This window comes from Stenotrophomonas sp. RIT309, assembly GCF_000632045.1.
Classification (GTDB): domain Bacteria; phylum Pseudomonadota; class Gammaproteobacteria; order Xanthomonadales; family Xanthomonadaceae; genus Stenotrophomonas; species Stenotrophomonas indicatrix.
The window spans coordinates 241,592-262,000 of sequence record NZ_JFYS01000012.1 but is presented as its reverse complement, the minus strand read 5'-3'; the positions used below and the strand labels follow the sequence as shown (position 1 = coordinate 262,000).

22 protein-coding genes are annotated in these 20,409 nt (G+C 67.2%); 20 read left to right on the top strand and 2 right to left on the bottom strand.

What is annotated here, in order from left to right:
* Positions 1-7 precede the first annotated feature (7 nt).
* The 15 genes from BW38_RS11950 to map all read left to right on the top strand — a co-directional run bounded on the left by BW38_RS11950 (position 8) and on the right by map (position 12,608).
* Positions 8-457, top strand: a complete 450-nt coding sequence (locus BW38_RS11950) for a helix-turn-helix domain-containing protein (RefSeq protein WP_032976028.1) — start codon at positions 8-10, stop codon at positions 455-457.
* A 74-nt stretch (positions 458-531) separates the two neighbouring features.
* Entirely contained in the window at positions 532-1,656 is a 1,125-nt protein-coding gene (locus tag BW38_RS11955) for a metallophosphoesterase (RefSeq protein ID WP_032976027.1), read from the top strand.
* A 131-nt stretch (positions 1,657-1,787) separates the two neighbouring features.
* Positions 1,788-2,459, top strand: a complete 672-nt coding sequence (locus BW38_RS11960) for a response regulator (RefSeq protein WP_025873777.1) — start codon at positions 1,788-1,790, stop codon at positions 2,457-2,459.
* Positions 2,456-3,835, top strand: a complete 1,380-nt coding sequence (locus tag BW38_RS11965) for a sensor histidine kinase (RefSeq protein WP_025873778.1) — start codon at positions 2,456-2,458, stop codon at positions 3,833-3,835. Before BW38_RS11960 ends, BW38_RS11965 begins: the two co-directional genes overlap by 4 nt.
* Before the next feature lie 79 nt (positions 3,836-3,914).
* On the top strand, positions 3,915-4,751 hold the full coding sequence (locus BW38_RS11970) for an alpha/beta fold hydrolase (protein ID WP_032976026.1): 837 nt from the start codon (positions 3,915-3,917) through the stop codon (positions 4,749-4,751).
* A 1-nt stretch (position 4,752) separates the two neighbouring features.
* A complete protein-coding gene (locus BW38_RS11975; RefSeq protein ID WP_032976025.1) occupies positions 4,753-5,112 on the top strand; it encodes an EamA family transporter in 360 nt (119 codons plus the stop codon).
* Entirely contained in the window at positions 5,109-5,507 is a 399-nt protein-coding gene (locus BW38_RS11980) for a DMT family transporter (RefSeq protein WP_025873781.1), read from the top strand. The genes BW38_RS11975 and BW38_RS11980 overlap by 4 nt, the downstream gene beginning before the upstream one ends.
* Positions 5,504-6,706 carry a DegT/DnrJ/EryC1/StrS family aminotransferase gene (locus BW38_RS11985; RefSeq protein WP_032976024.1) on the top strand — a complete coding sequence of 401 codons (1,203 nt, stop codon included), beginning with the start codon at positions 5,504-5,506 and terminating at the stop codon, positions 6,704-6,706. Before BW38_RS11980 ends, BW38_RS11985 begins: the two co-directional genes overlap by 4 nt.
* Positions 6,707-6,868: 162 nt before the next feature.
* Positions 6,869-7,555, top strand: coding sequence for an MtnX-like HAD-IB family phosphatase (locus tag BW38_RS11990; protein WP_025873783.1), 687 nt, complete (start codon positions 6,869-6,871; stop codon positions 7,553-7,555).
* A 48-nt stretch (positions 7,556-7,603) separates the two neighbouring features.
* Positions 7,604-9,004 carry an aminotransferase class III-fold pyridoxal phosphate-dependent enzyme gene (locus BW38_RS11995; protein ID WP_032976023.1) on the top strand — a complete coding sequence of 467 codons (1,401 nt, stop codon included), beginning with the start codon at positions 7,604-7,606 and terminating at the stop codon, positions 9,002-9,004.
* Positions 9,005-9,036: 32 nt separating this feature from the next.
* Positions 9,037-10,101, top strand: coding sequence for a GNAT family N-acetyltransferase (locus BW38_RS12000; protein WP_032976022.1), 1,065 nt, complete (start codon positions 9,037-9,039; stop codon positions 10,099-10,101).
* 3 nt (positions 10,102-10,104) lie between these two features.
* Complete coding sequence (locus BW38_RS12005) at positions 10,105-10,989, top strand: arginase family protein (RefSeq protein ID WP_032976021.1); 885 nt, start codon at positions 10,105-10,107, stop codon at positions 10,987-10,989.
* Between the two features lie 186 nt (positions 10,990-11,175).
* The gene (locus BW38_RS12010) at positions 11,176-11,535 is read left to right on the top strand and encodes a VOC family protein (RefSeq protein WP_032976020.1); all 360 of its coding nucleotides are present in this window, start codon (positions 11,176-11,178) and stop codon (positions 11,533-11,535) included.
* Between the two features lie 67 nt (positions 11,536-11,602).
* A complete protein-coding gene (locus BW38_RS12015) occupies positions 11,603-11,815 on the top strand; it encodes a ParD-like family protein (RefSeq protein WP_025873788.1) in 213 nt (70 codons plus the stop codon).
* 10 nt (positions 11,816-11,825) lie between these two features.
* Positions 11,826-12,608 (top strand): type I methionyl aminopeptidase, encoded by a 783-nt coding sequence (gene map / locus BW38_RS12020; protein ID WP_200867500.1) that lies wholly within the window; start codon positions 11,826-11,828, stop codon positions 12,606-12,608.
* Here map and BW38_RS12025 read toward each other — a convergent pair.
* Positions 12,605-13,219: a LysE/ArgO family amino acid transporter gene (locus BW38_RS12025; RefSeq protein WP_032976017.1), complete on the bottom strand. Its 615-nt coding sequence runs from the start codon at positions 13,217-13,219 to the stop codon at positions 12,605-12,607. The two genes, map and BW38_RS12025, sit on opposite strands and share 4 nt — an antisense overlap.
* A 104-nt stretch (positions 13,220-13,323) precedes the next feature.
* On the opposite strand from BW38_RS12025, the gene BW38_RS12030 reads away from it, so the two are divergent.
* The 5 genes from BW38_RS12030 (at position 13,324) to BW38_RS12050 (ending at position 19,007) form a co-directional block, all read left to right on the top strand.
* Entirely contained in the window at positions 13,324-14,217 is an 894-nt protein-coding gene (locus BW38_RS12030; protein WP_032976016.1) for a LysR family transcriptional regulator ArgP, read from the top strand.
* A gap of 111 nt (positions 14,218-14,328) precedes the next feature.
* The gene (locus BW38_RS12035; RefSeq protein WP_181950189.1) at positions 14,329-15,705 is read left to right on the top strand and encodes a TolC family protein; all 1,377 of its coding nucleotides are present in this window, start codon (positions 14,329-14,331) and stop codon (positions 15,703-15,705) included.
* A complete protein-coding gene (locus BW38_RS12040) occupies positions 15,698-16,711 on the top strand; it encodes an efflux RND transporter periplasmic adaptor subunit (RefSeq protein ID WP_025873793.1) in 1,014 nt (337 codons plus the stop codon). The genes BW38_RS12035 and BW38_RS12040 overlap by 8 nt, the downstream gene beginning before the upstream one ends.
* Complete coding sequence (locus tag BW38_RS12045; protein WP_032976015.1) at positions 16,696-17,883, top strand: ABC transporter permease; 1,188 nt, start codon at positions 16,696-16,698, stop codon at positions 17,881-17,883. Before BW38_RS12040 ends, BW38_RS12045 begins: the two co-directional genes overlap by 16 nt.
* On the top strand, positions 17,880-19,007 hold the full coding sequence (locus tag BW38_RS12050) for an ABC transporter permease (RefSeq protein WP_032976013.1): 1,128 nt from the start codon (positions 17,880-17,882) through the stop codon (positions 19,005-19,007). The genes BW38_RS12045 and BW38_RS12050 overlap by 4 nt, the downstream gene beginning before the upstream one ends.
* Before the next feature lie 45 nt (positions 19,008-19,052).
* Here BW38_RS12050 and BW38_RS12055 read toward each other — a convergent pair whose 3' ends face one another.
* Positions 19,053-20,369 (bottom strand): hypothetical protein, encoded by a 1,317-nt coding sequence (locus BW38_RS12055; protein ID WP_200867499.1) that lies wholly within the window; start codon positions 20,367-20,369, stop codon positions 19,053-19,055.
* Between the last annotated feature and the right edge of the window lie 40 nt (positions 20,370-20,409).

Here is a 20,409-nt window from a genome sequence, read left to right as displayed (position 1 = left end):
GTCCGCCATGCACGCCAACAGCCCCTGCCCCGTGGCCCGCAGCGCCGATCTGCTCGGCGACCGCTGGGCGTTGCTGGTCATCCGCGATGCCTTCGATGGCGTCAGTCGCTTTGGCGATTTCCAGCGCAGCCTGGGCGCGGCGCGCAACATCCTCAGCGACCGCCTGCGGCGCCTGGTCGAGGCGGGGCTGCTGGTGCAGCAGCCCGCCGCCGATGGCAGCGCCTACCACGACTATGTGCTGACCGCGGCCGGCCAGGACCTGTTTCCGCTGCTGGTGGCCCTGCGCCAATGGGGAGAACGGCATTGCTTCGCTGCTGGCGAAGCGCACTCGCAACTGATCGAATCCAGCAGCCGCCGGCCACTGCCCTACATGCAACCCCATGGCCGTGACGGCCAGCCCGTGCGCGCCGCCGATACCCGCGTGCGCAAGCTCAAGGGGGAAGGCGGCCGGGCCTGATCCGCCCGTTCGCGCACACCGATGGCGTCCGTGGACGGTTAGCATCGCTCGTCTCCTGCCGCTGGATGCCGCCGATGCCGAACCACGCCCGAACCCTGTCGATCCTGCTGCCACTGGTCCTGCTGCTGGCCGCACCACTGGCCTCTGCCCGCGACGTGGCAGCACCTGCAGAGCACGTGGACAGCGACGGCCCCTACCTGTTCCGTGAAGGCGCGCAGCTGAAAGCGCAGTGGATCTGCCAGGACCAGGTGGAAACCCACAGCGTGCAGGCCGGCACCGATGGCACGGAGGTTGCCGCGCGCTGCGGCTACCCGCATGCGGTGCATGTGCTGCCGCCGAACGCGCCGTCGGCATCGATACTGCCGGCCGTGCCACGCATCGTCGCCGTGTCCGACATCCACGGCCAGTACGCGCTGCTGGTCCGCCTGCTGCGCGCCAACCGGGTGATCGACACGCAGGACCGCTGGGCACTGGGCACGGATACGCTGGTGATCGCCGGCGACGTGTTCGATCGCGGCCCGCAGGTGACCGAAGCGTTCTGGCTGCTGTATGGCCTGCAGCAGCAGGCGGCCGCCGCCGGTGGCGCGGTGCATTTCGTGCTCGGCAACCACGAGACCATGGTGCTGTACGACGACCTGCGTTACGTCAATCCGAAATACCTGCGCAGCGCGCAGCTGCTCGGTCGCAGCTATCCGCAGCTGTATGCTGCCGACTCGGTGATCGGCCAGTGGCTGCGCACGTGGCCGGTGCTGCTGCAGATCGGCGATACCCTGTTCCTGCATGGCGGCATCTCGCCCGAAGCGGTGCAGATGGCATTGGACCCGGCCCACACCAATGCCGCCTACCAGGCCTCGCTGGGCATTCCCAAGGCCGAGGTGAAGGCAGACCCCGTCACCGCACCGTTGTACGACGGCAAGACCAGCCCGATCTGGTACCGCGGCTACTTCGACGGGCGCCTGGACAGCCAGGGCGTACAGGCGGTGCTCGACCGTCTCCAGCTCAAGCGCATCGTGGTCGGCCACACCTCGATGCCACACGTCAGCAGCTTCCACGACGGCCGCGTGATTGCCATCGACAGCAGCATCAAGAATGGCGAGAACGGCGAACTGCTGTTCATCGAGGACGGCAAGCTCAGCCGCGGCCTGCTGGACGGATCGCGGGTGCCGCTGGCCAAGGGCCAGCCTGGCCTGCAGGACTGAACGAAGGGCCAGCGCCGGGTGCGCCTGGCCCCCTCACGCCTGCCACCTCCCCCCCGTTTGCCGCTACCCTCGGCAGCCGAGAGGCCCGCCCTGTCCAGCGGGCGGCCCATCCGCCCCCAGGAGCCCCGCGCATGCGCGTACTCATCGCAGAAGACGATCCGGACATCGCCTCTGGCCTGTGCGCCTCGATGCGCCGGCAGGGCCACGTGGTCGACCACGTGGACAACGGCGCGCATGCCGATGCCGCCCTGAACTCCACCCAGTACGCGCTGCTGGTGCTGGACCTGGGCCTGCCCCAGCTGGACGGCCGCGATGTGCTGCAGCGGTTGCGCCAGCGCGGCGATGGCCTGGCCGTGCTGGTGGTCACCGCACGCGATGGCCTGGCCGAGCGCGTGCGCGTGCTCGACCTGGGAGCCGACGACTACCTGGTCAAGCCCTTCGCCCTGGACGAATTCGAAGCACGCGTGCGCGCGCAGTTGCGCCGGGTCACCAGCAACGGCAACCCCGACCTGCGCATCGGCCGGCTGCGCCTGGACCTGACCGGGCACCGGGTGTGGATAGACGAGCAGACGCTGGAGCTGACCGCGCGCGAATTCGGCCTGCTGTCCGCCCTGGCGGTGCGTGCCGAGCGCATCGTCTCGCGTGCGCAGCTGGTGGAGGCCCTATGCGACTGGGGCCAGGACCTGACCGACAACGGCCTGGACATCGCCCTGCACCGCCTGCGCCGCAAGCTGCAGCCGGGTGGTATGGGCATCCGCACGGTGCGCGGGCTGGGTTACATGCTGGAAGACGCCAGCGCGTGATCAGCGGACCGCCCAGCCTGCGCCGGCGCCTGCTCGCCTTCCTGGCGTTGCCGATGCTGGGCCTGCTGACCTTCAACACGCTGCTGGCCTACTACGTGGCGCTGGACTACTCCAACCGCATCCACGACCGCAACCTGACCGATGACACGGTGTCGTTCGCACAGATGCTCAGCACGATGCCGGTCAGCAGCGACCTGTCTCCGCAGGCACGTTTTCTGATCGAGTACGACCCCGACGGTCATCGCTACTTCAACGTCGACAGCAGCCGCTTGGGCACCATCGCCGGCAACGCAGATTTCAGCGCCTATGCGCCCTCGCAGGACTGCAGCGGTACGCACCCGGCGCTGTACGAAGGTGAGTTGAACGGCCAGCAGGTGCGCATGTCGACGGTCTGCACCCAGGCGATGAACGATCCGCAGGACCAGCTGGCAGTGACCGTGGCCGAAAGCATGGCCGACCGTCGCCAGCGTGCGCGCGAAATCCTGATGATCGTCATTCCGCTGATGGCCATGCTGGCGCTGGGAATGGCCGCGCTGGTCTGGTTCGGCGTCACCCACGGCCTGCGTATCCTGACCCCGCTGACCTCGCGCCTGGCCCAGCGCCGCGGCGAGCTGGCACCGATTTCCGACGCGGACGTGCCCGAGGAAATCCAGCCCCTGATCAGCACCATCGATGGCCTGTTCGCGCGGCAGGCGGAAATGATCACGCTGCAGAACCGCTTCATTGCCGACGCCGCCCACCAGTTGCGCTCGCCGTTGGCGGGCATGGCACTGCACGTGGACCAGGCACTGGCGCACGGCGATCCAGAGACCGTGCGCGAAGCGCTGCAGAACATCCGCCGGCTCAACCAGCGCACTGCACGCGTCAGCACCCAGCTGCTGGCGTTGAGCCGGGCACAGACCGTGCCGGAGACGGTGGAGGCGTTGGATGTGTCCGAGCTGGTGCCGCAATGGGTGGGCATGCGCGTGCCCGAAGCGATCCGCGATGGCATCGACCTGGGCTACCTGGGTCCGCAGCAGCCGGTGCGGATACTGGGCAACGGCGCACTGCTGCACGAGGCGCTGGACAATCTTATCGACAACGCCCTGCGCTACGCCGGCGCGGATGCGACCGTCACCGTCGGCGTGCAGGCCCTGGACGACAACGATGTCGAGCTGTACGTCGAAGACAATGGCCCGGGCGTGCCCGAGGACGTGATGTCGCGGCTGGGGGAGCGCTTCTTCCGTGCGCCCGGCACTGCAGCCAGCGGCACCGGCCTGGGCCTGGCCATCGCCCATGAGGCCGTCGAGCACCTGGGCGGACGCCTGGGCTACCTCAACCGTCCCGGCGGTGGCCTGAAGGTGTCCATCACCATACCATTGCTGAAGGGCCCTTGATCCAGACGAACCGCTGAAAGGTTGCCGAAAATCGCGCTTGCGATGCTGGCCTTCCCGACTGCCGCGCTGGAGCCGACTGGTGCCTGCATCCCATGAGTTCTTTCTTCCCGGTGGCCCGCAGGGTGTCCTGCTGATCCATGGCCTGACCGGCACGCCCGCCGAAATGCGCATGCTGGGCAAAGGGCTGAACAACGCGGGCTTCAGCGTGCATGGCGTGCAGCTGCCGGGTCACTGCGGCAGCGTCGAAGACCTGCTGCAGACCCGCTGGGAACAGTGGTACCAGGGCGTGGAAGACGCGGCGGCGGACCTGCGTGGCAAGGTCGACCAGCTGTTCGTCGGCGGCCTGTCGATGGGGGCGGTACTGGCGCTGGCGCTGGCCGCGCGGCGGCCGGACTGGGTCTCCGGCGTGGGGGTGTACGGCGCCACCTTCCGCTACGACGGCTGGAACATTCCGGCGGTCGCACGCTTCTCGTTCCTGTTTCCGTGGTTCAAGCGCCTGGGGATCGGCCGCGACCGCATGTTCATGGAAGAGCCGCCGTACGGCCTGCGCGACGAGCGCCTGCGTGCGCAGGTCAGCGCCGCCATGCTCTCTGGTGACAGTGCCGCTGCCGGCCTGCCAGGCAACCCGTGGCATGCATTGGCCGAAATGCGTGCACTGAGCACCTGGACACGCCGTCACCTGCACCAGGTCACGGCACCATGCCTGGTGATGCATGCCCGCGAGGATGACGTGGCCAGCATGGGCAATGCCGAACTGGTGATCTCGCGCGTCAGCGGACCGACCGAACTGGTTGTACTGGAAGACAGCTACCACATGATCACCATCGATCGCGAACGGCGCGAAGTGATCCGCCGCAGCGCGCGCTTCTTCAGCGACATCGGCGAACGTGCGGGCGTGCTGCAGGCGGTCGCCTGAGATGGGATCGCTTGCGACCCTGCTGTGGCTGGTCAACGTGGTGCTCGATACCGGCGGCCAGTTGGCCTTCAAGGCTGCCGCCAGCGACCCGCAGGATGTCGAAGGCCTGCAGCGCTGGAAACACATGTTCGGCCGTCCCTGGCTGTGGCTGGGCATCGCCTGCTACGTGCTTGAATTCGTCGCCTGGATCGCCTTCCTGTCGCTGGTGCCGTTGTCGCAGGGCGTGCTGCTCGGCTCGATCAACATCGTCGCGCTGATGGTGGCCGGCCGCATCCTGTTCCGCGAGCGGCTGACGCCGTTGCGGGTGACCGGCATGCTGCTGGTCAGCGCCGGCGTTGCCGTGGTCGGAGCCGGAACATGAGGCGGCTGTACCTGGTCGGCTTCCCGCTGCTGATGGCCTTCGACACCCTGGCCCAGCTGTGCTTCAAGTATGCCGGAGACGCCGCGCTGCCGGTCGAGGCCAACAGCGCATGGCTGCTGCGCGTGCTGTCACAGCCTTGGGTATACGGCGCGATGCTCGGTTACGTCGGCGCGTTCTTCACCTGGATGAGCCTGCTGCGGCACGCGCCGATCGGCCCTGCGTTCGCGGCCTCACACCTGGAAGTGATCAGCGTGCTGCTGCTGTCGGCGTGGCTGCTGCACGAACCGTTGACGCTGCATCACCTGATCGGTGCGGTGCTGATCGTGGCCGGCATCATCTGCCTGGGCCGTGCCGAGGCGGATGATCCGCATGCAGTTACCGAAGCGGCCCCGTGAGCCTGCTGTCGCGCGAGTTGCCTCCCACCGCTGGCCTGCCCCTGCAGGCCAGCGATTTCCTTCCCGGCGGCGGCGACCTGTGCACGATTCTGGCCGGGCAGCTGGGCACGCCGCCGCTGCAGCTGACCTGCTCGGGCACCCATGCCCTGCTGATCGCCCTGCGCACCCTGCGCAGGCGCGCGCCGCAGCGCGATACGGTGATCCTGCCGGCCTATACCTGTCCGCTGGTACCGATTGCCGTGCACAGCCTAGGCCTGCGCATACACCTGTGCGATACCCGCCGCGACCATTTCGATTTCGACCCGGTGGCGCTGCACGCCGCAGCCGATGCACGCACGCTGGCGATCATTCCCACGCATCTGGGCGGGCGCATCACCGATGTTGATCGCGCATGTGCCATTGCGCACCGCGTCGGTGCGTGGGTGATCGAGGACGCTGCACAGGCACTGGGTGCACGCGTGGCCGGCAACAGCGTCGGCCTGCGCGGCGACATCGGCTTCTTCAGCCTGGCCGCCGGCAAGGGCCTGAGCCTGCATGAGGGCGGCCTGCTGCTGACACGTGATGAAGAACTGCGTGCGGCATTGATCGAGCAGGCCGCAGGACACACGCCCTTCAACCCGCGCTGGGAGCTGACGCGCAGCCTGCAGCTGCTGGGCCTGGCGGCCTGCTACCGCCCTTCCCTGCTGTCGCTGGTGTATGGAAATCCGCTGCGGCGTGCCCTGCGCCGTGGCGACCTGGAAGCTGCGGTGGGTGATGTGTTTCCACTGGATATTCCGCAGCATCGCGTCAGCCGCTGGCGGCAGAACGTCGGGGCACACGCTGCACAGCGCCTGCCCGCCTTCCTGCAGGCCGCCCGCCTGCGCGCGCTGCAGCTGCGCGTGCAGCTGGAATCGCTGCCTGCCGTTGAAGTGGTGGACGGGATGCCTGGCACTCTTGGCACCTGGCCGATGCTGATGCTGCTGCTGCCCAGCGAACTTGCGCGTGACAAAGCGCTTTCATCGCTGTGGCAGCGCGGCCTGGGTGTCAGCCGCATGTTCATCCACGCCCTGCCGGACTATGCCTATCTGCGAGGCGTCGTCGCAGACGCGGACGTACCCAATGCCCGCGACTTCGCCGCCCGCTCCCTGACCGTGGGCAACAGCCCCTGGCTGACCCACGAAGACAGCTGCGAGATCGTGAAGGTACTGGCTGGTCAGTAGAGGTTGAAGCCGGGCAAAGCCTGCTTCGCGCTCACTGGCTGAACGCTTCCCGAGTGCCTCCGTTCGGGCTTTCAGGTGGAAAGGAACGAGAAAGACGGCCTGCCTACATTGGCCCCGTCGCCGGCATCGTGCCAAGGCCTCTCTTCATCGACGGAGCTGCCCATGCAATGGAGCATCCTGTGTGACTTCGATGGCACCATCAGCCTCGAGGACGTCATTGATTCGCTGCTGGAAAACTTCGGCCAGCCCGGTTGGCAGCAGCTGGAAGACCAGTGGCGCTCAGGCGAGATCGGTTCGCGTGAATGCATGCAGGGCCAGGTCCGCCTGCTGAAGCTTGATCCGGCCACCCTCGATGCACACCTGGACCAGGTACGGATCGATCCGGGCTTCGCCGCTTTCGTCAAACGCGCGCAGGCGTTGGGCCTGCCACTGCGCATCGTCAGCGACGGCCTGGACTACGCAATCCATCGCATCCTCGCCAATCACGGCCTGCCGCCGCTGCCTGTGGTGGCCAATCACCTGCGCTGGTCTGACGGCCATTGGCAGCTTGAATCTCCCTACCAGGCCGAAGGCTGCCGCAGCGGCACCTGCAAGTGCACCTGCGCGGCGCAGGCGCGTGCTGACGAAGCTCCCCGCGTGCTGATGATCGGCGATGGCGCCTCCGATTTCTGCGTATCCGAACACGCCGATTTCGTGTTCGCCAAGCGTCGCCTGATTGCCCATTGCACCGACGCCGGCATTCCCCACGCCGCCATCGACACCTTCCACGACGCTACTGCGCTGCTGCCGCGCCTGCTCGACGGCAGCCTGCTTCAGCCCTCGCTTCCGCGGCTGCTCGCCACCGCCTGATCGCTCCGCCCGTTGCTTCCTTTGAATGCCCTCTCCGGAATCGAACCGATGAATATTTTTGACAAGAACGCCGATGCCGCCATCACCGATGCACAGCTGCTGGCAGATGAAGCCCGCTACAGCTCCTTCGGCGACACCGTGCACTACGTTGATCCGCCGAAGATCTTCCAGCGCTGCGAAGGCAGCTACATGTTCGATGCCGCCGGCACCCCGTACCTCGATCTGCAGATGTGGTACTCGGCGTGCAACTTCGGTTACGCCAACCAGCGCCTGAACAATGCGCTGAAGGACCAGATCGACACCCTGCCGCAGGTCGCCAGCCAGTACCTGCACCCCACCCGTGTGCAGCTGGCCAAGACCATCGCGGTGGACATGCACGAGAAGTTCGGCCTTGATGGCCGTGTGCACTTCAACGTCGGTGGTGCGCAGGCGGTGGAGGATTCGCTGAAGATCGTCCGCAACGCGCGCAACGGCAAGAGCCTGATGTTCGCCTTCGAAGGCGGCTACCACGGCCGCACCCTCGGCGCCTCGTCGATCACCTCCAGCTACCGCTACCGCCGCCGCTACGGCCATTTCGGCGAACGCGCGATGTTCATCCCGTTCCCGTATCCGTTCCGTCGCCCGAAGGGCATGACCCCGGACGAGTACTCCGACCACTGTGTGCACCAGTTCGAGCGCCTGTTCGAAAGCGAGTACAACGGCGTGTGGGATCCCAAGGTCGGCCAGGCCGAGTACGCCGCGTTCTACGTCGAGCCGATCCAGGGCACCGGCGGCTACGTCATTCCGCCGCGCAACTTCTTCAAGGGCCTCAAGCGCGTGCTGGACAAGTACGGCATCCTGATGGTCGTCGATGAGATCCAGATGGGCTTCTGGCGCACCGGCAAGCTGTGGGCCATCGAACACTTCGATGTCACCCCGGACGTGCTGGTGTTCGGCAAGGCGCTGACCAATGGCCTCAACCCGTTGTCTGGCCTGTGGGCGCGCGAAGAGCTGATCAACCCGACCGTGTTCCCACCGGGCTCCACCCACTCCACCTTCAACTCCAATCCGCTGGGCACGCGCCTAGGCCTGGAAGTGCTGAAGCTGGGCAAGGAGATGGACTACGAGCGCACCGTGCCGGAGAAGGGGGCCTACTTCCTCGACGGCCTGCGCGGTCTGCAGAAGCGCCATCCGGAAATCGGCGATGTCGATGGCCTCGGCCTGGCACTGCGTGCGGAAATCTGCGCCGCCGATGGCTTCACCCCGAACCGTGAACTGCTGGACCGCATGGTCGACATCGGCCTGGCCGGCGACCTGCTGCACGACGGCAAGCGCATGGGCCTCGTGCTCGATGTGGGTGGCTGGTACAAGAACGTGATCACCTTCGCGCCCTCGTTGAACATCAGCTACGAAGAGATCGACCTGGCGATTACCCTGCTGGACCAGCTGCTGACCAAGGCCAAGGGCTGAGCGGGAATGCGCTGCCGGTTCCCGTGCCCCGCATGGACATGATCCCGCGTGTATCCAGCACCGCGCTGGAACCGGCCGCGCTGCTGGAGGGCTTCCTGGCCCACCCTCCCCTGGGGTTCGATGCCAGCCGCCTGCCCAGCGGCCTGCCCAGTTTCCGTGCGCCATTGGATCTGACCACAACCCTGGACGATGCACTGCGCTCGCGCCTGCTGGGGCTGCCGCTGTCGCGCCTGTGGCGGCCGTGGCTGACCTGGCAGACGCGGTTCATCGGTGCCACCAGCACCGAGTACACACCGCTGCCGGCGCATGTGTCGGCGGCTGCACTGGCCGACGACGTGCTGCGCCATGGCGTCGGTGACAGCCGGCTGCTGGTGGTCAAGGATCTGGCGATCGATTCGCCCTTGCTGGACGATGCCGCCAACGCACACAGCCACGCCTTCCTGCAGGCGCTGGAAGCACGCGGTTTCATCCCGCTGGAAGGCATGCCGCTGGCATGGGTGGCGATCGATTTCGATTGCATCGACGCCTATCTGGCACGCCTGTCCGCAGCGCGTCGCAAGAACATCCGGCGCAAGCTGCGCTCACGCAGCAACCTGCAGATCGACTGCATCGCCACCGGTGACCCTGCCCTTGCCGAACCGCGGCTGCAGGCCGAACTGCATGCGCTGTACCTGCAGGTGTATGCACAGAGCGCCGTGCATTTCGACCGGCTTGAGCTACCCTTCTTCCAGCACCTGCTGGCAGATACGCAGGGACAGGGGCGCTTGTTCCTTTACCGCCACAACGGCGAGCTGATCGGCTGGAACCTGTGCTACGTGCATGCCGGCAAGCTGGTGGACAAGTACATCGGCCTGTCCTATCCGCAGTCGCGCGACCACAACCTGTACTCGGTCAGCTGGATGCACAACCTGGAATACGCGTTGCAGCACGGCCTCAGCCACTACGTTGCCGGCTGGACCGATTCACGCATCAAGGCCGAACTGGGTGCCCGCTTCACCTCCACCGTACACGCGGTGCATGCGCGTTCGCCGCTGCTGCGCGCCGTCCTGCGCAGGCTGGCCCCGCACCTGCAGGCTGAGCCGGATGGAGGAGGCTGACCGATGCAACTGCGTCCGCCGCTGATCCTCGACCTCGATGGTGGCGTACTGCCATTGCCACAGGCACGCACGCTTGCGCTGCAGCACTGGCATGACCCGCTGCGCTTTGCCTGCCGCAACGCCACGCTGTCACGCTTCGCCACTGAAGTTCTTCGGCCGCTGCCGGCACAGCTCGGCACGGTCATGCTCGGCAGCGGCGACTTCCACCATCTCAGCCTGCCGCTGCTGCAGCACCTGCACACGCGTGCCCCGTTCCAGCTGGTGGTGCTGGACAACCATCCGGACAACATGCGCTTTCCCTTCGGCATGCACTGCGGTTCCTGGGTCAATGCTGCCGCCGCATTGCCGCAGGTATCGCATGTGCATGTGCTGGGCATCACCTCCGCCGATATCGGCCTGGGCCATGCGTGGGAGAACCACTGGCGGCCGCTGCTGGGGCGGCGGCTGACCTACTGGTGCATGGATGTGGATGTGGGCTGGGCCAGCCGCGTGGGCATGTCAGCTGCCTTCCGCCACTTCGACCATCCCGAGGCCCTGGTCGCCGCGTTCGCCGCCGAACAGGCGCAGGCCCCTCAACCGACCTACCTGTCGATCGACAAGGACGTGTTCGCTGAAGATGTCGCCCGCAGCAACTGGGACCAGGGCCGCTTCCAGCTTGAACACGCGCTGATGGTGATCGAGGCCCTGCGCACCGGTGGACTGGTGGGCAGCGACATCACCGGCGAGGTGTCACTTGCCAACTACCAGAGCCGTTTCAAGCGCTGGTTGTCATCGCTGGATGGTCAGCCCGACGTCAGCGCCGATGATCTTCCGGCATGGCAGCAGCAGCACCAGCAGGTGAACCGCGAACTGCTGGCGGCGATGGCCGCCGTTCCGACGGCCTGCTGAGCGGGGGTAGTGCCGGCCGCTGACCGGCAGCTGTACCACGATGTGCCAACCAAGGTTGGCACCTGCCAGACCCAGGCAGAGTCGGTAGTGCCGGCCGCTGGCCGGCAACCTCGTTGTTCCCGGGCTCACGAGGATGCCGGCCAGCGGCCGGCATTACACTGGACGTCCGCCCCCGGAGCCGCTGCCATGCCCCAGACCGTCATCCCGCAGCTGCGCATGCGCCATGCCGATACCAGCCTGCCCTTCTACGTGCAGGGCCTGGGCTTCCTCGTCGACTGGGAGCACCGCTTCGAACCCGGCTTCCCGCTGTTCGCCCGGCTCACCCGCGAAGGCCAGACGATCTTCCTGACCGAACACACCGGCGACTGCGAGGTGGGCGGTGCGGTGTATTTCATCGTCACCGACGTCGATGGCCTGCACCGCGCGTTCAGCGCTGCGGGAGTATCCATCGAGCAGCCGCCACACGATACCGACTGGGGAAGCCGCGAGATGCTGATCGTCGACCCGGACGGCAACCGCCTGCGCTTCGCCACCGACGCTGGCTGAATGCCACGCGCTTGAACGGGAATATACGTTTCGTATACGCTTCGTATATCCCCAATCGAGAACGCCCATGGGCATCGTCAACATCGATGACACCCTGCACGACCAGCTGCGCCGTGCCTGCACCGTCTCCAACCGCTCGATCAACGCCCAGGCCACGTTCTGGATCCGGGTCGGCATGCTGTGCGAGATGAACCCGACCCTGAGCTTCCAGGACGTCGTCGCCAGTGAACTGCGCGCCGCCGGTGTGCAGCCGCAGCTGCTTGCCCCCGGGCGGGCCTGAGCCGATGGCCATGATCAAGCGCCCCGACGAGATCGACCGCCTGGCCGAGTCCGGACGACTGCTGGCGCAGATCTTCGCCATGCTCGACGCCCTGCCGCTGCAGGGCCGCAGCACGCTGGAGATCAACGACATCGTCGAGCGGATGATCGTCGACGAGCTGCAGGCACGGCCCGCCAGCAAGGGGCAGTACGGGTTCCCGTACGTGCTCAATGCCTCGATCGACAACGTCATCTGCCACGGCATGCCGTCGGCCGATGACGTGCTGCGCAATGGCCAGATCGTCAACCTCGACATCACGCTGGAGAAGAACGGCTACATTGCCGACTCCAGCACCACGTATGTTGTGGGTGATGCCGACTACGCCGCGCGCAAGCTGGTGCAGGTGACCTACCAGGCCATGTGGAAAGGCATCGCCGCCGTGCGGCCCGGCGCGCGCCTGGGCGATATCGGCCACGCCATCGCCCGCCACGCCCGCAGCCACGGCTACTGCGTGGTCAAGGAGTACTGCGGCCACGGTATCGGCCAGGAGATGCACGAGGAACCGCAGATCCTGCATTACGGCCATGCCGGCACCGGCATGGAGCTGCAGGAAGGCATGGTGTTCACCATCGAGCCGATGCTCAATCAGGGCAAGCCTGCCATCCGCCAGCAGCCCGACGAATGGCCGGTGTATACCCGTGACGGCAAGCTGTCGGCGCAGTTCGAGCACACCGTGGCCGTGACCGGCAGCGGCGTGCGCGTGCTGACCCTGCGCCCTGGTGAAACCCCGTTGTGCGCGCTGGATGCGGCCTAGAGCGGGCGCAGCAGCAACAGCAGCGCAAGGCACAGCATGAAGGCCGCCACGCCAGCATCCAGCAACCGCCATGCTGCCGCGTTGCGGAACACCGGCTGCAGCAACCGTGCGCCGAACCCCAGCCCACAGAACCAGAGCACGCTGGCCACGCAGGCGCCCGCTGCGAACGCCCAGCGCAGGTCACCCGGGTAGCGCGTGGACAGGCTGCCCAGCAGCACCATCGTATCCAGGTAGACGTGCGGGTTGAGCAGGGTGAAGGCCAGGCAGGCCAGCAGCACCTGCCGCCGGCTGCCACCACTGGCATCGGCCGCGGCCAGCGCGCTGCCACCGCGCCACGCGCGCAGCCCAGCCTGCAGCCCATAGCACAGCAGGAAGGCGGCCCCGCCGAAGCGCAGCACCTGCAACAGCAACGGCCACTGCAGCACCAGCGCCCCCATGCCGCCCACGCCGGCCAGGATCAGCGCGATGTCCGCGCCCATGCAGGCCAGCACCACCATGCCCACGTAGCGGTGCTGCAGCCCCTGGCGCAGCACGAAGGCGTTCTGCGCGCCGATGGCGATGATCAGGCCAGCACCTGCAAACAGACCGGCCAGGGCCGCAGCAATCCACATCCGACGCTCTCCACCTTGAGAAGAGGCGCAGGGTGCGACCAACGGACTCGTTAAGGCAAACTGGTTTTTCTTTATCCTGTGCAGAAAAACTGAAGAGGCACCGCGTGGACCTGGTACATCCGCAGTTGAGCGCCTTCACCGCCGTGCTCGAAGAAGGCAGCTTCGAGGCCGCCGCACGCCGCCTGTCGATCAGCCCGTCGGCGTTGTCGCAACGGATCAAGGCGCTTGAAGACCGGCTGGGCCAGGTGCTGGTGGTGCGCCAGGCCCCGTGCCGGCCTACTGCTGCCGGCGAAGTGCTGCTGCGGCGGGTGCGGCCGATGCAGGCACTGCAGGCCGAAGCGCTTGCCGAACTGCTGCCGGAACGCGGCAGCGATGCCACCCGCACACCGATTCCGCTGGCGGTCAACGACGATTCGCTGGACACCTGGTTCGTCGCCGCCATCGCCGAGCTGCACCAGCGCCACGGCTACCTGTTCGACCTGCGCATGGACGACCAGGACCACACCCTGGAACTGCTGCGCACCGGCAGCGTGCTTGGCGCGGTCACCGCCGAACGCAGACCGCTGAAGGGTTGCAACGTGCATCCGCTGGGCGCGATGCGCTACCACGCCATCGCCTCACCGGCATTTGCGCGCCGCCACTTCAGCACGGGCATGCAGGCCGAGGCGTTGGCCTCGGCGCCGATGATCGTGTTCAACCGCAAGGATGAACTGCAATGGCGTTTCCTGCGCAGGCTCACCCGCGCGCGAATGCAACCGCCCGTACACTACCTGCCCTCCTCCACCGGCTTCGTCGATGCTGCCGCGCGTGGGCTGGGCTGGTGCCTGGCACCGGAGGCCCTGGTCAGGCCAGCGGCAGAGGCCGGACAGATAGTGGTGCTGGAACCGCGTCGCTGGCTCGACGTACCCTTGTTCTGGCAGCATGCCGCCGTGCGTTCGAGCACGTTGCAACACATCACCCACGCGCTGCGTACCGCCGCGGGCAATACCCTACGTTGAAAAGAGCATGATCCAGACCACCGCAGACCCCGGCTTCACGCGCGGACCACTACCGTTTGCCCACTTCTTCACTACAGGAACGGCATGCGCCTGAGCTGCCCACGGACAAGGATGCATCGCGCGCTCGGCGCTGCCGGCCTGGCCTTGCTGGCCAGCCTGCCGCTGGCTGCAGCGGCACAGACCAGCGCGCCTCCCGCACTGGAATGGGAACAGGCGCGGCAGCGTCTGGAACAGGTCTCCGACGCGCTGGCCGCTGCTGATGCCGGCGTGCGCAACAAGGAAGACCTGCACGAGGCCACCCGCCTGCTGCGCCTGCCGGAGATCACCGGCGAAGTGCGGCGGCTGCAGTTCCAGAAGACACTGACCCTGCCGCTGGGCTCGCTGGCGCCGGTGGCCGAAGCCTTTGGCATCGACTCACCGCTGTCGTTCACCGAGCGCGACTGGCGCACACGGCCGGTGGTCACTGCGGTGCTGCCGCTGTACACCGGCGGCCTGATTCCGGCCGCGCAGCGTGCTGCCGGCGCGGCCAGCGAACAGGCCAGCGCCGAGCGCGAAGCGCAGCGGCAGTCGCTGACCGTGCAACTGGCCCAGGCCTACTTCGGTCAGCGCTTGGCCGAACAGGCAGTGGTCGTGCGCCGCGACGTGCGCGATGGCTTGAACCGCCACCTGTCCGATGCCGAGAAACTGGAACGCGAAGGCTTCGCCACGCGTGCGCAGCGCCTGCAGGCCACCGTCGCCCGCGACAAGGCCGAGCGCGAGTACCAGAAGACGCTCAATGATCTGGCCACGCTGAAGGCTGCGCTGGCCACGCTGTTGCGCAGTGGCGGCGATGTGCAGCCGCTGTCGCCGCTGTTCGTGCAGCGCGCGCCGCTGGAACCGGTCGCCAGCTTCGAGCGCACCGCGCAGGCACGGCAGCCGCAGATCGCCCGCCTGCGGGCGATCGTGGCGCAGGCCGAACAGGGCGTGCGCGTGCAGCAGGCCAAGCTGAAGCCAACGGTATTCCTGTTCGGCCAGTACGACTTCCGGCGCCGCGACGAAATGCTGACCGATCCGGACTGGGCGTTTGGCATCGGCCTGAAGTACACGTTCCTGTCGCCGAACTCACGGCCGGCACAGATCAGTGCGGCACGCGCGCAGCAGGAACAGGCCGAGGCCGGCCTGCGCGAGGCCGAGAACCAGGTCGCGCTGGGTGTGCGCAAGGCCTGGAACGAGCTGGAAACCGCACGCCAGCAGTTCGTGCTGCTGGACAGCAGCATCGCCCAGGCCGACGAGAACCTGCGCCTGCAGGAGCTGGCCTTCCGCGAAGGCCAGGCCACCTCGCTGGACGTGATCGACGCACGGCTCGGTCTTGGCGGTGCCCGCGTTGAACGTGCGCAGGCCGCCTACCAATACGATATCGCCTTGGCACAACTGCTCGAGGTGAGTGGACAGATGGACCGCTTCGAAGACCATCGGCGGCGTGCAGACGAGGTAATTGATCATGAGTGATGTGTTGCACGACGAAGCAACGACGCCCCCGGGCAAGCGCCGGCTGGGGCCGATTCTGCTGGTGGTGCTGCTGGTGGCGGTGGTGCTGGGCCTGTGGCTGGCCTGGCGCAGCCCCGCCGACCAGATCCAGGGCATGGCCGACGCCGACACCCTCAACGTGTCGGCCAAGATCACCGCGCGCGTGGCCGAACTGAAGGTCCGCGAGGGCGATCGCGTGCAGGCCGGGCAGGTGCTGTTCCTGCTCGACAGCCCCGAAGTAGCAGCCAAGGAACAGCAGGCACACGGCGCACTGGCTGCGGCGCAGGCGGTGGCCGACAAGGCTGCCGAAGGCGCACGCAGCGAAGACATCCGCGCGGCCGAAGCCAACTGGAAGCGCGCCGAAGCCGGTGCCACGCTTGCCGATGCCACCTACCGGCGCGTGCAGAACCTGTTCAACGAAGGGGTGATGACCCGGCAGAAGCGCGATGAAGCGGCGGCCCAGGCCACCAGCTCGCGCGAACTGGCCCGCGCCGCCCGCGCCCAGTACGACATGGCGTTGACCGGCGCGCGCGAACAGGACAAGCGTGCCGCGCAGGGCCAGGTGCAGCAGGCCCAGGGCGCGGTGGCGGAAGTCAACGCCGCGCGCGTTGAAGTGGAAGGCCGCGCGCCGGTGGCCGGCGAGATCAACAAGCGCATGGCCGACCCGGGCGAACTGGTACCAGCCGGCTACCCGGTGTTCACTCTGGTCGACATCGACCGCATGTGGGTGTCGATGAACCTGCGCGAATCGCAGATGCAGGGCCTGAAGGTCGGCAGCAAGCTGCAGGGCAGCGTGCCGGCACTCGGCAAGGACGGTGAGTTCGAGGTCTACTTCATCAATCCCGCGGGCGACTACGCCACCTGGCGCACCACCCGCCAGTCATCGGGCTATGACGTGCGCAGCTTCGAAGTGCGGGTGCGCCCGGTACGCCGCATCGAGGGCTTCCGCCCCGGCATGAGCGTGCTGTTCGCATGGCCGCAGCACTGAACACCAGCCGCAGCAGCTTCGGCAGCTCATGGCAGCGCGAACTGCGCCGGTTGCGCAGCAGCCGTGCGGACCTGGCGCTGGTCACCGTGCTGCCACTGTTGATGCTGGTGGTGATGGCCTGGATGTTCTCCGCATCGGTGATGCGCGATGTGCCGATTGCCGTGGTCGACCTTGACCACAGCAGCGACAGCCGCCTGCTGCTGCGCATGCTCGACGCCAGCCCCGGCGTGCGCATCGCAAGCCAACCGGTCGATATGGATGAGGCGCGCGCGCAGCTGCGTCGGCTGGAGGTGTTCGCGGTGGTGCTGGTGCCGCGCGATGTGACCCGCCAGGCGCTTCGCGGCCGGCAGGGCACGGTGTTTTCCTATTACAACGCCACCTACATGACCACCGGCCAGTCCGCCGCGCGGGATATCGGCGACGCGGTCTCTGCGTGGAACGCGCGGTTGCTGCGCGAACGCATCGGCCTGCAGGTCGGGCCGGGCAAGCTGCGTGCCGCCCCGATCGCGGTGCAGTCGGACATCCTGTTCAATCCGGCGCGCAGCTACGAGCTGTTCCTGCTGCCACTGATCTTCCCGGCGGTACTGTCGCTGGTACTGGCGCTGGCCGTGGCCGGCAGCCTCGGCCGTGAGATCCGCGACGGTACCCTGCCCGCCTGGCTGGGCCATGCACCATGGTCGGCCATTGCAGGCAAGGTGCTGCCCTACGTGCTGCTGTTCTCGTTGTACGGCGCGCTGGGCGCGGCCTATCTGGCCTGGCTGCGTGGCGACGGCATCGCTGGCAGCGTGCTTCTGCTGCTGCTCGCACAGCCGCTGTTCTACCTGGCCACCGCGGCCTATGCCCTGTTCTTCGTCGGCGTCACCCGTGACATGGGCACGGCCCTGTCCGCCGTGGGCCTGAGCATCGGCACCGCGCTGGCGTTCTCCAGCGCCACGTTCCCGGTGATCGACGCACCGTTGTTCACCCGCGTCTGGCACCTGCTGCTGCCGCTCAGCGCCTACATCAAGCTGCAGACCCAGCAGCAGTTCATCGGCTCGCCGTTGGCGGTGTCGCTATGGCCGCTGGCCACGCTGCTGCTGATGATCGCGGTTGCTGGCGGCATCGGCGGCTGGCGCCTGCTGGCGTTCGCGCGCACGCCGCAGGCCGCGCAGCCGGCCGGGGCAGGCACATGAGCCGGATCTGGCACAGCCTGCGACAGACCCTGTTGGCCGTGCTCTGCGACCGCTACGCGATCGTGGTGATGGTCGGCGCGGTGATTCTGTACTCGTTCTTCTACCCCGCCGCCTATCGCCACCAGGTGGCCGGCAACCTGCCCGTGCTGGTCGTCGATGAAGACCACAGCGCGACCAGCCGCGAACTGCTGCGCAAGCTCGATTCGCTGCGCGTGGCCCATGTGGTCGGGCAACCGGCCGACCTGCAGGAAGCGCGCGCACAGCTGGAGGCCGGCCATGCCGAAGGCATCGTGCTGATCCCGGCCAACCTAGAACGCGACATCCTGCGCGGGCATCCGGCCAAACTGGTGCTGCTCGGCAACGGCGCCTATCTTGGCCGCGCCAGCTGGGTGCTGGGCAGCGTGGCCGATGCACTGGGTGCGTTCGGCCGTGAGGCGGCGGTCACCCAGGCCGCGTTCATGGGCGCGCCACAGGCACCACCGGTCACCCTCGTGCAGCGGCCCTTGTTCAACACGCAGGAAGGCTATGGCAGCGCGATCGTGCCCGGCGTGGCCGAACTGATCGTGCACCAGACGCTGCTGATGGGCATCGGCGTGCTGCTCGGTGGCCGCCGGCTGGTGCTGGGCCGGCGCCTGCAGTTCGACCTGCCTACCCTGACCGGCATGGCCCTCGGTTTCGGCCTGATCGGGCTGTTCGGGCTGTTCTGGTACGCCGGCTTCACCGCCTGGGTGCAGGACTATCCGCGTGGCGGCAACCCGCTCGGCCAGCTGCTCGGCGGCACCCTGTTCATCGCTGCCACGGTGGCGTTCGGGCTGTTCGTCGGCAGTTTCTTCCGCACGCGCGAACGCGCCTTCCAGTACATCATCGCCACCTCGATCCCGCTGTTCTTCCTGGCCAGCCTGTCGTGGCCGGCGGTGATGACCCCGCGCCCGCTGGTGTGGCTGGCGCAGCTGCTGCCGACCACCTCCGGCATCAACCTGATGGTGCGCCTGAACCAGATGGACGCCAGCCTGGCCGAGGTCAGCCGCGAACTGATCACCCTGGCCGTGCTGCTGGTGCTGTACGGCGCCCTCGCCCTCTGGCGTCTGCACAGCCCAAAGGGGACGAAGGGGATTAAGTCGTAGCTGGCACGGAGAGGGAGAAATCGACTTAATGCCCTCCGTCTCCTTTTACGGCTCCGGCGCGTACCAGAACGGGATGCTGTATTCGCGACGACGGCTGGGGCCGCGTTCGCCGCCGTCCACGTTCCAGACCAGTCGCAGGTCATGCCGGCCCGGCTCCAGGTCCGCCATCGGCAGATAGCCCACCAGCCCGCGCATGTCCAGGTCGCGGCGTTCCATCGGCACGAAATCATGCAGGTCGACCTTGCCGCCGTCGAGCTGCACCGTCCACAGCGTGGCCATGCAGTTCACCGCTGCTGTCGCGGCCAGTGCGCCCTGCGCTTCGTTGCGTGCACCACCGGCGCAGCGCTGTCGCGCCACCGGGTTGTCACGCTGCGGGCGATGGGGAATGAACAGGCGCAACCGCGATGCACTGATGGTATCGGCCGGAATCATCGGATAAGGCAGCAACTGGTCGTGCGCCGAGCGCAGCGATTCGTAGTGCGCGCCCAGCATGCCGTGGTTCACTGCCTCCTCGGTCAGCACGCTGTAGCGGTTGAACAGCGAGAACGTCATCGAGCCATAGACCTGCAGGGCGGCGAGCACCATCGCCAGCATCACCGCCGAAATATAGATCACCGTGAACGAGCGGCCGCGCAGGTTGCTCTGCAGGGTCCACTGCATGGTCTGCAGCAGGCGCAGCATGGGTACCCGCTGCAGGCCAGCCAGCACCGACTGCAGTCGCTTCTCCTGCCGTGCCGTGTCCAGGCCCCGCGCGCGACGCCGCGCGATCGACTTTTCCAGCAGCATCGGCACCATCGCCAGACCGAGCAGACAGAGCATCAACACCGCAACGATTCCCAGCGTGATGCGATCGACATCGCCGAAGGCGGCGCCGATGGCCATCGCCACGCCAAGCGAGACAATGGCTACCACCAGCGTGCCGGCCAGGGTCTGCACGCACAACAGCGTGGTCGAGAACAGCATGGTGGCAAGCCGGTCCGCGCGTTCAATGGTGCCGTCGAGGCCGCCGTCGCGCTGCTGCAGGAACGCGCGTGAGAACGGCCCCAGCATCGTCAACCGATCCCAGTCGATACCGTTGGGGAAGTGCGATTTCAGGCCGATCAGGCCGATCCAGTAGCCGCGCACGGCCAAGTGGATGATCAAGGCCACCGCCAGCACGTAGCACATGCCGACGCCGATGCTGAAGGCGAACCACAGCGCCTGGAAATAGACACCTTCGGTATGCAGGCTGCTGCGCGCCCACGCATCGAACAGGTAGCCCGGCACGGCGAGCAGTGCGAAGGCGAGCAGGCCGGAAATGAACAGCTCCAGCTCGTCGGTGCGGTCACGCACGCGGGAGTAGCTGGCTGTCGTGCGAGGCATTGCATCAGCAACATCGGACGGTTCCCGACGGTCTACAGCG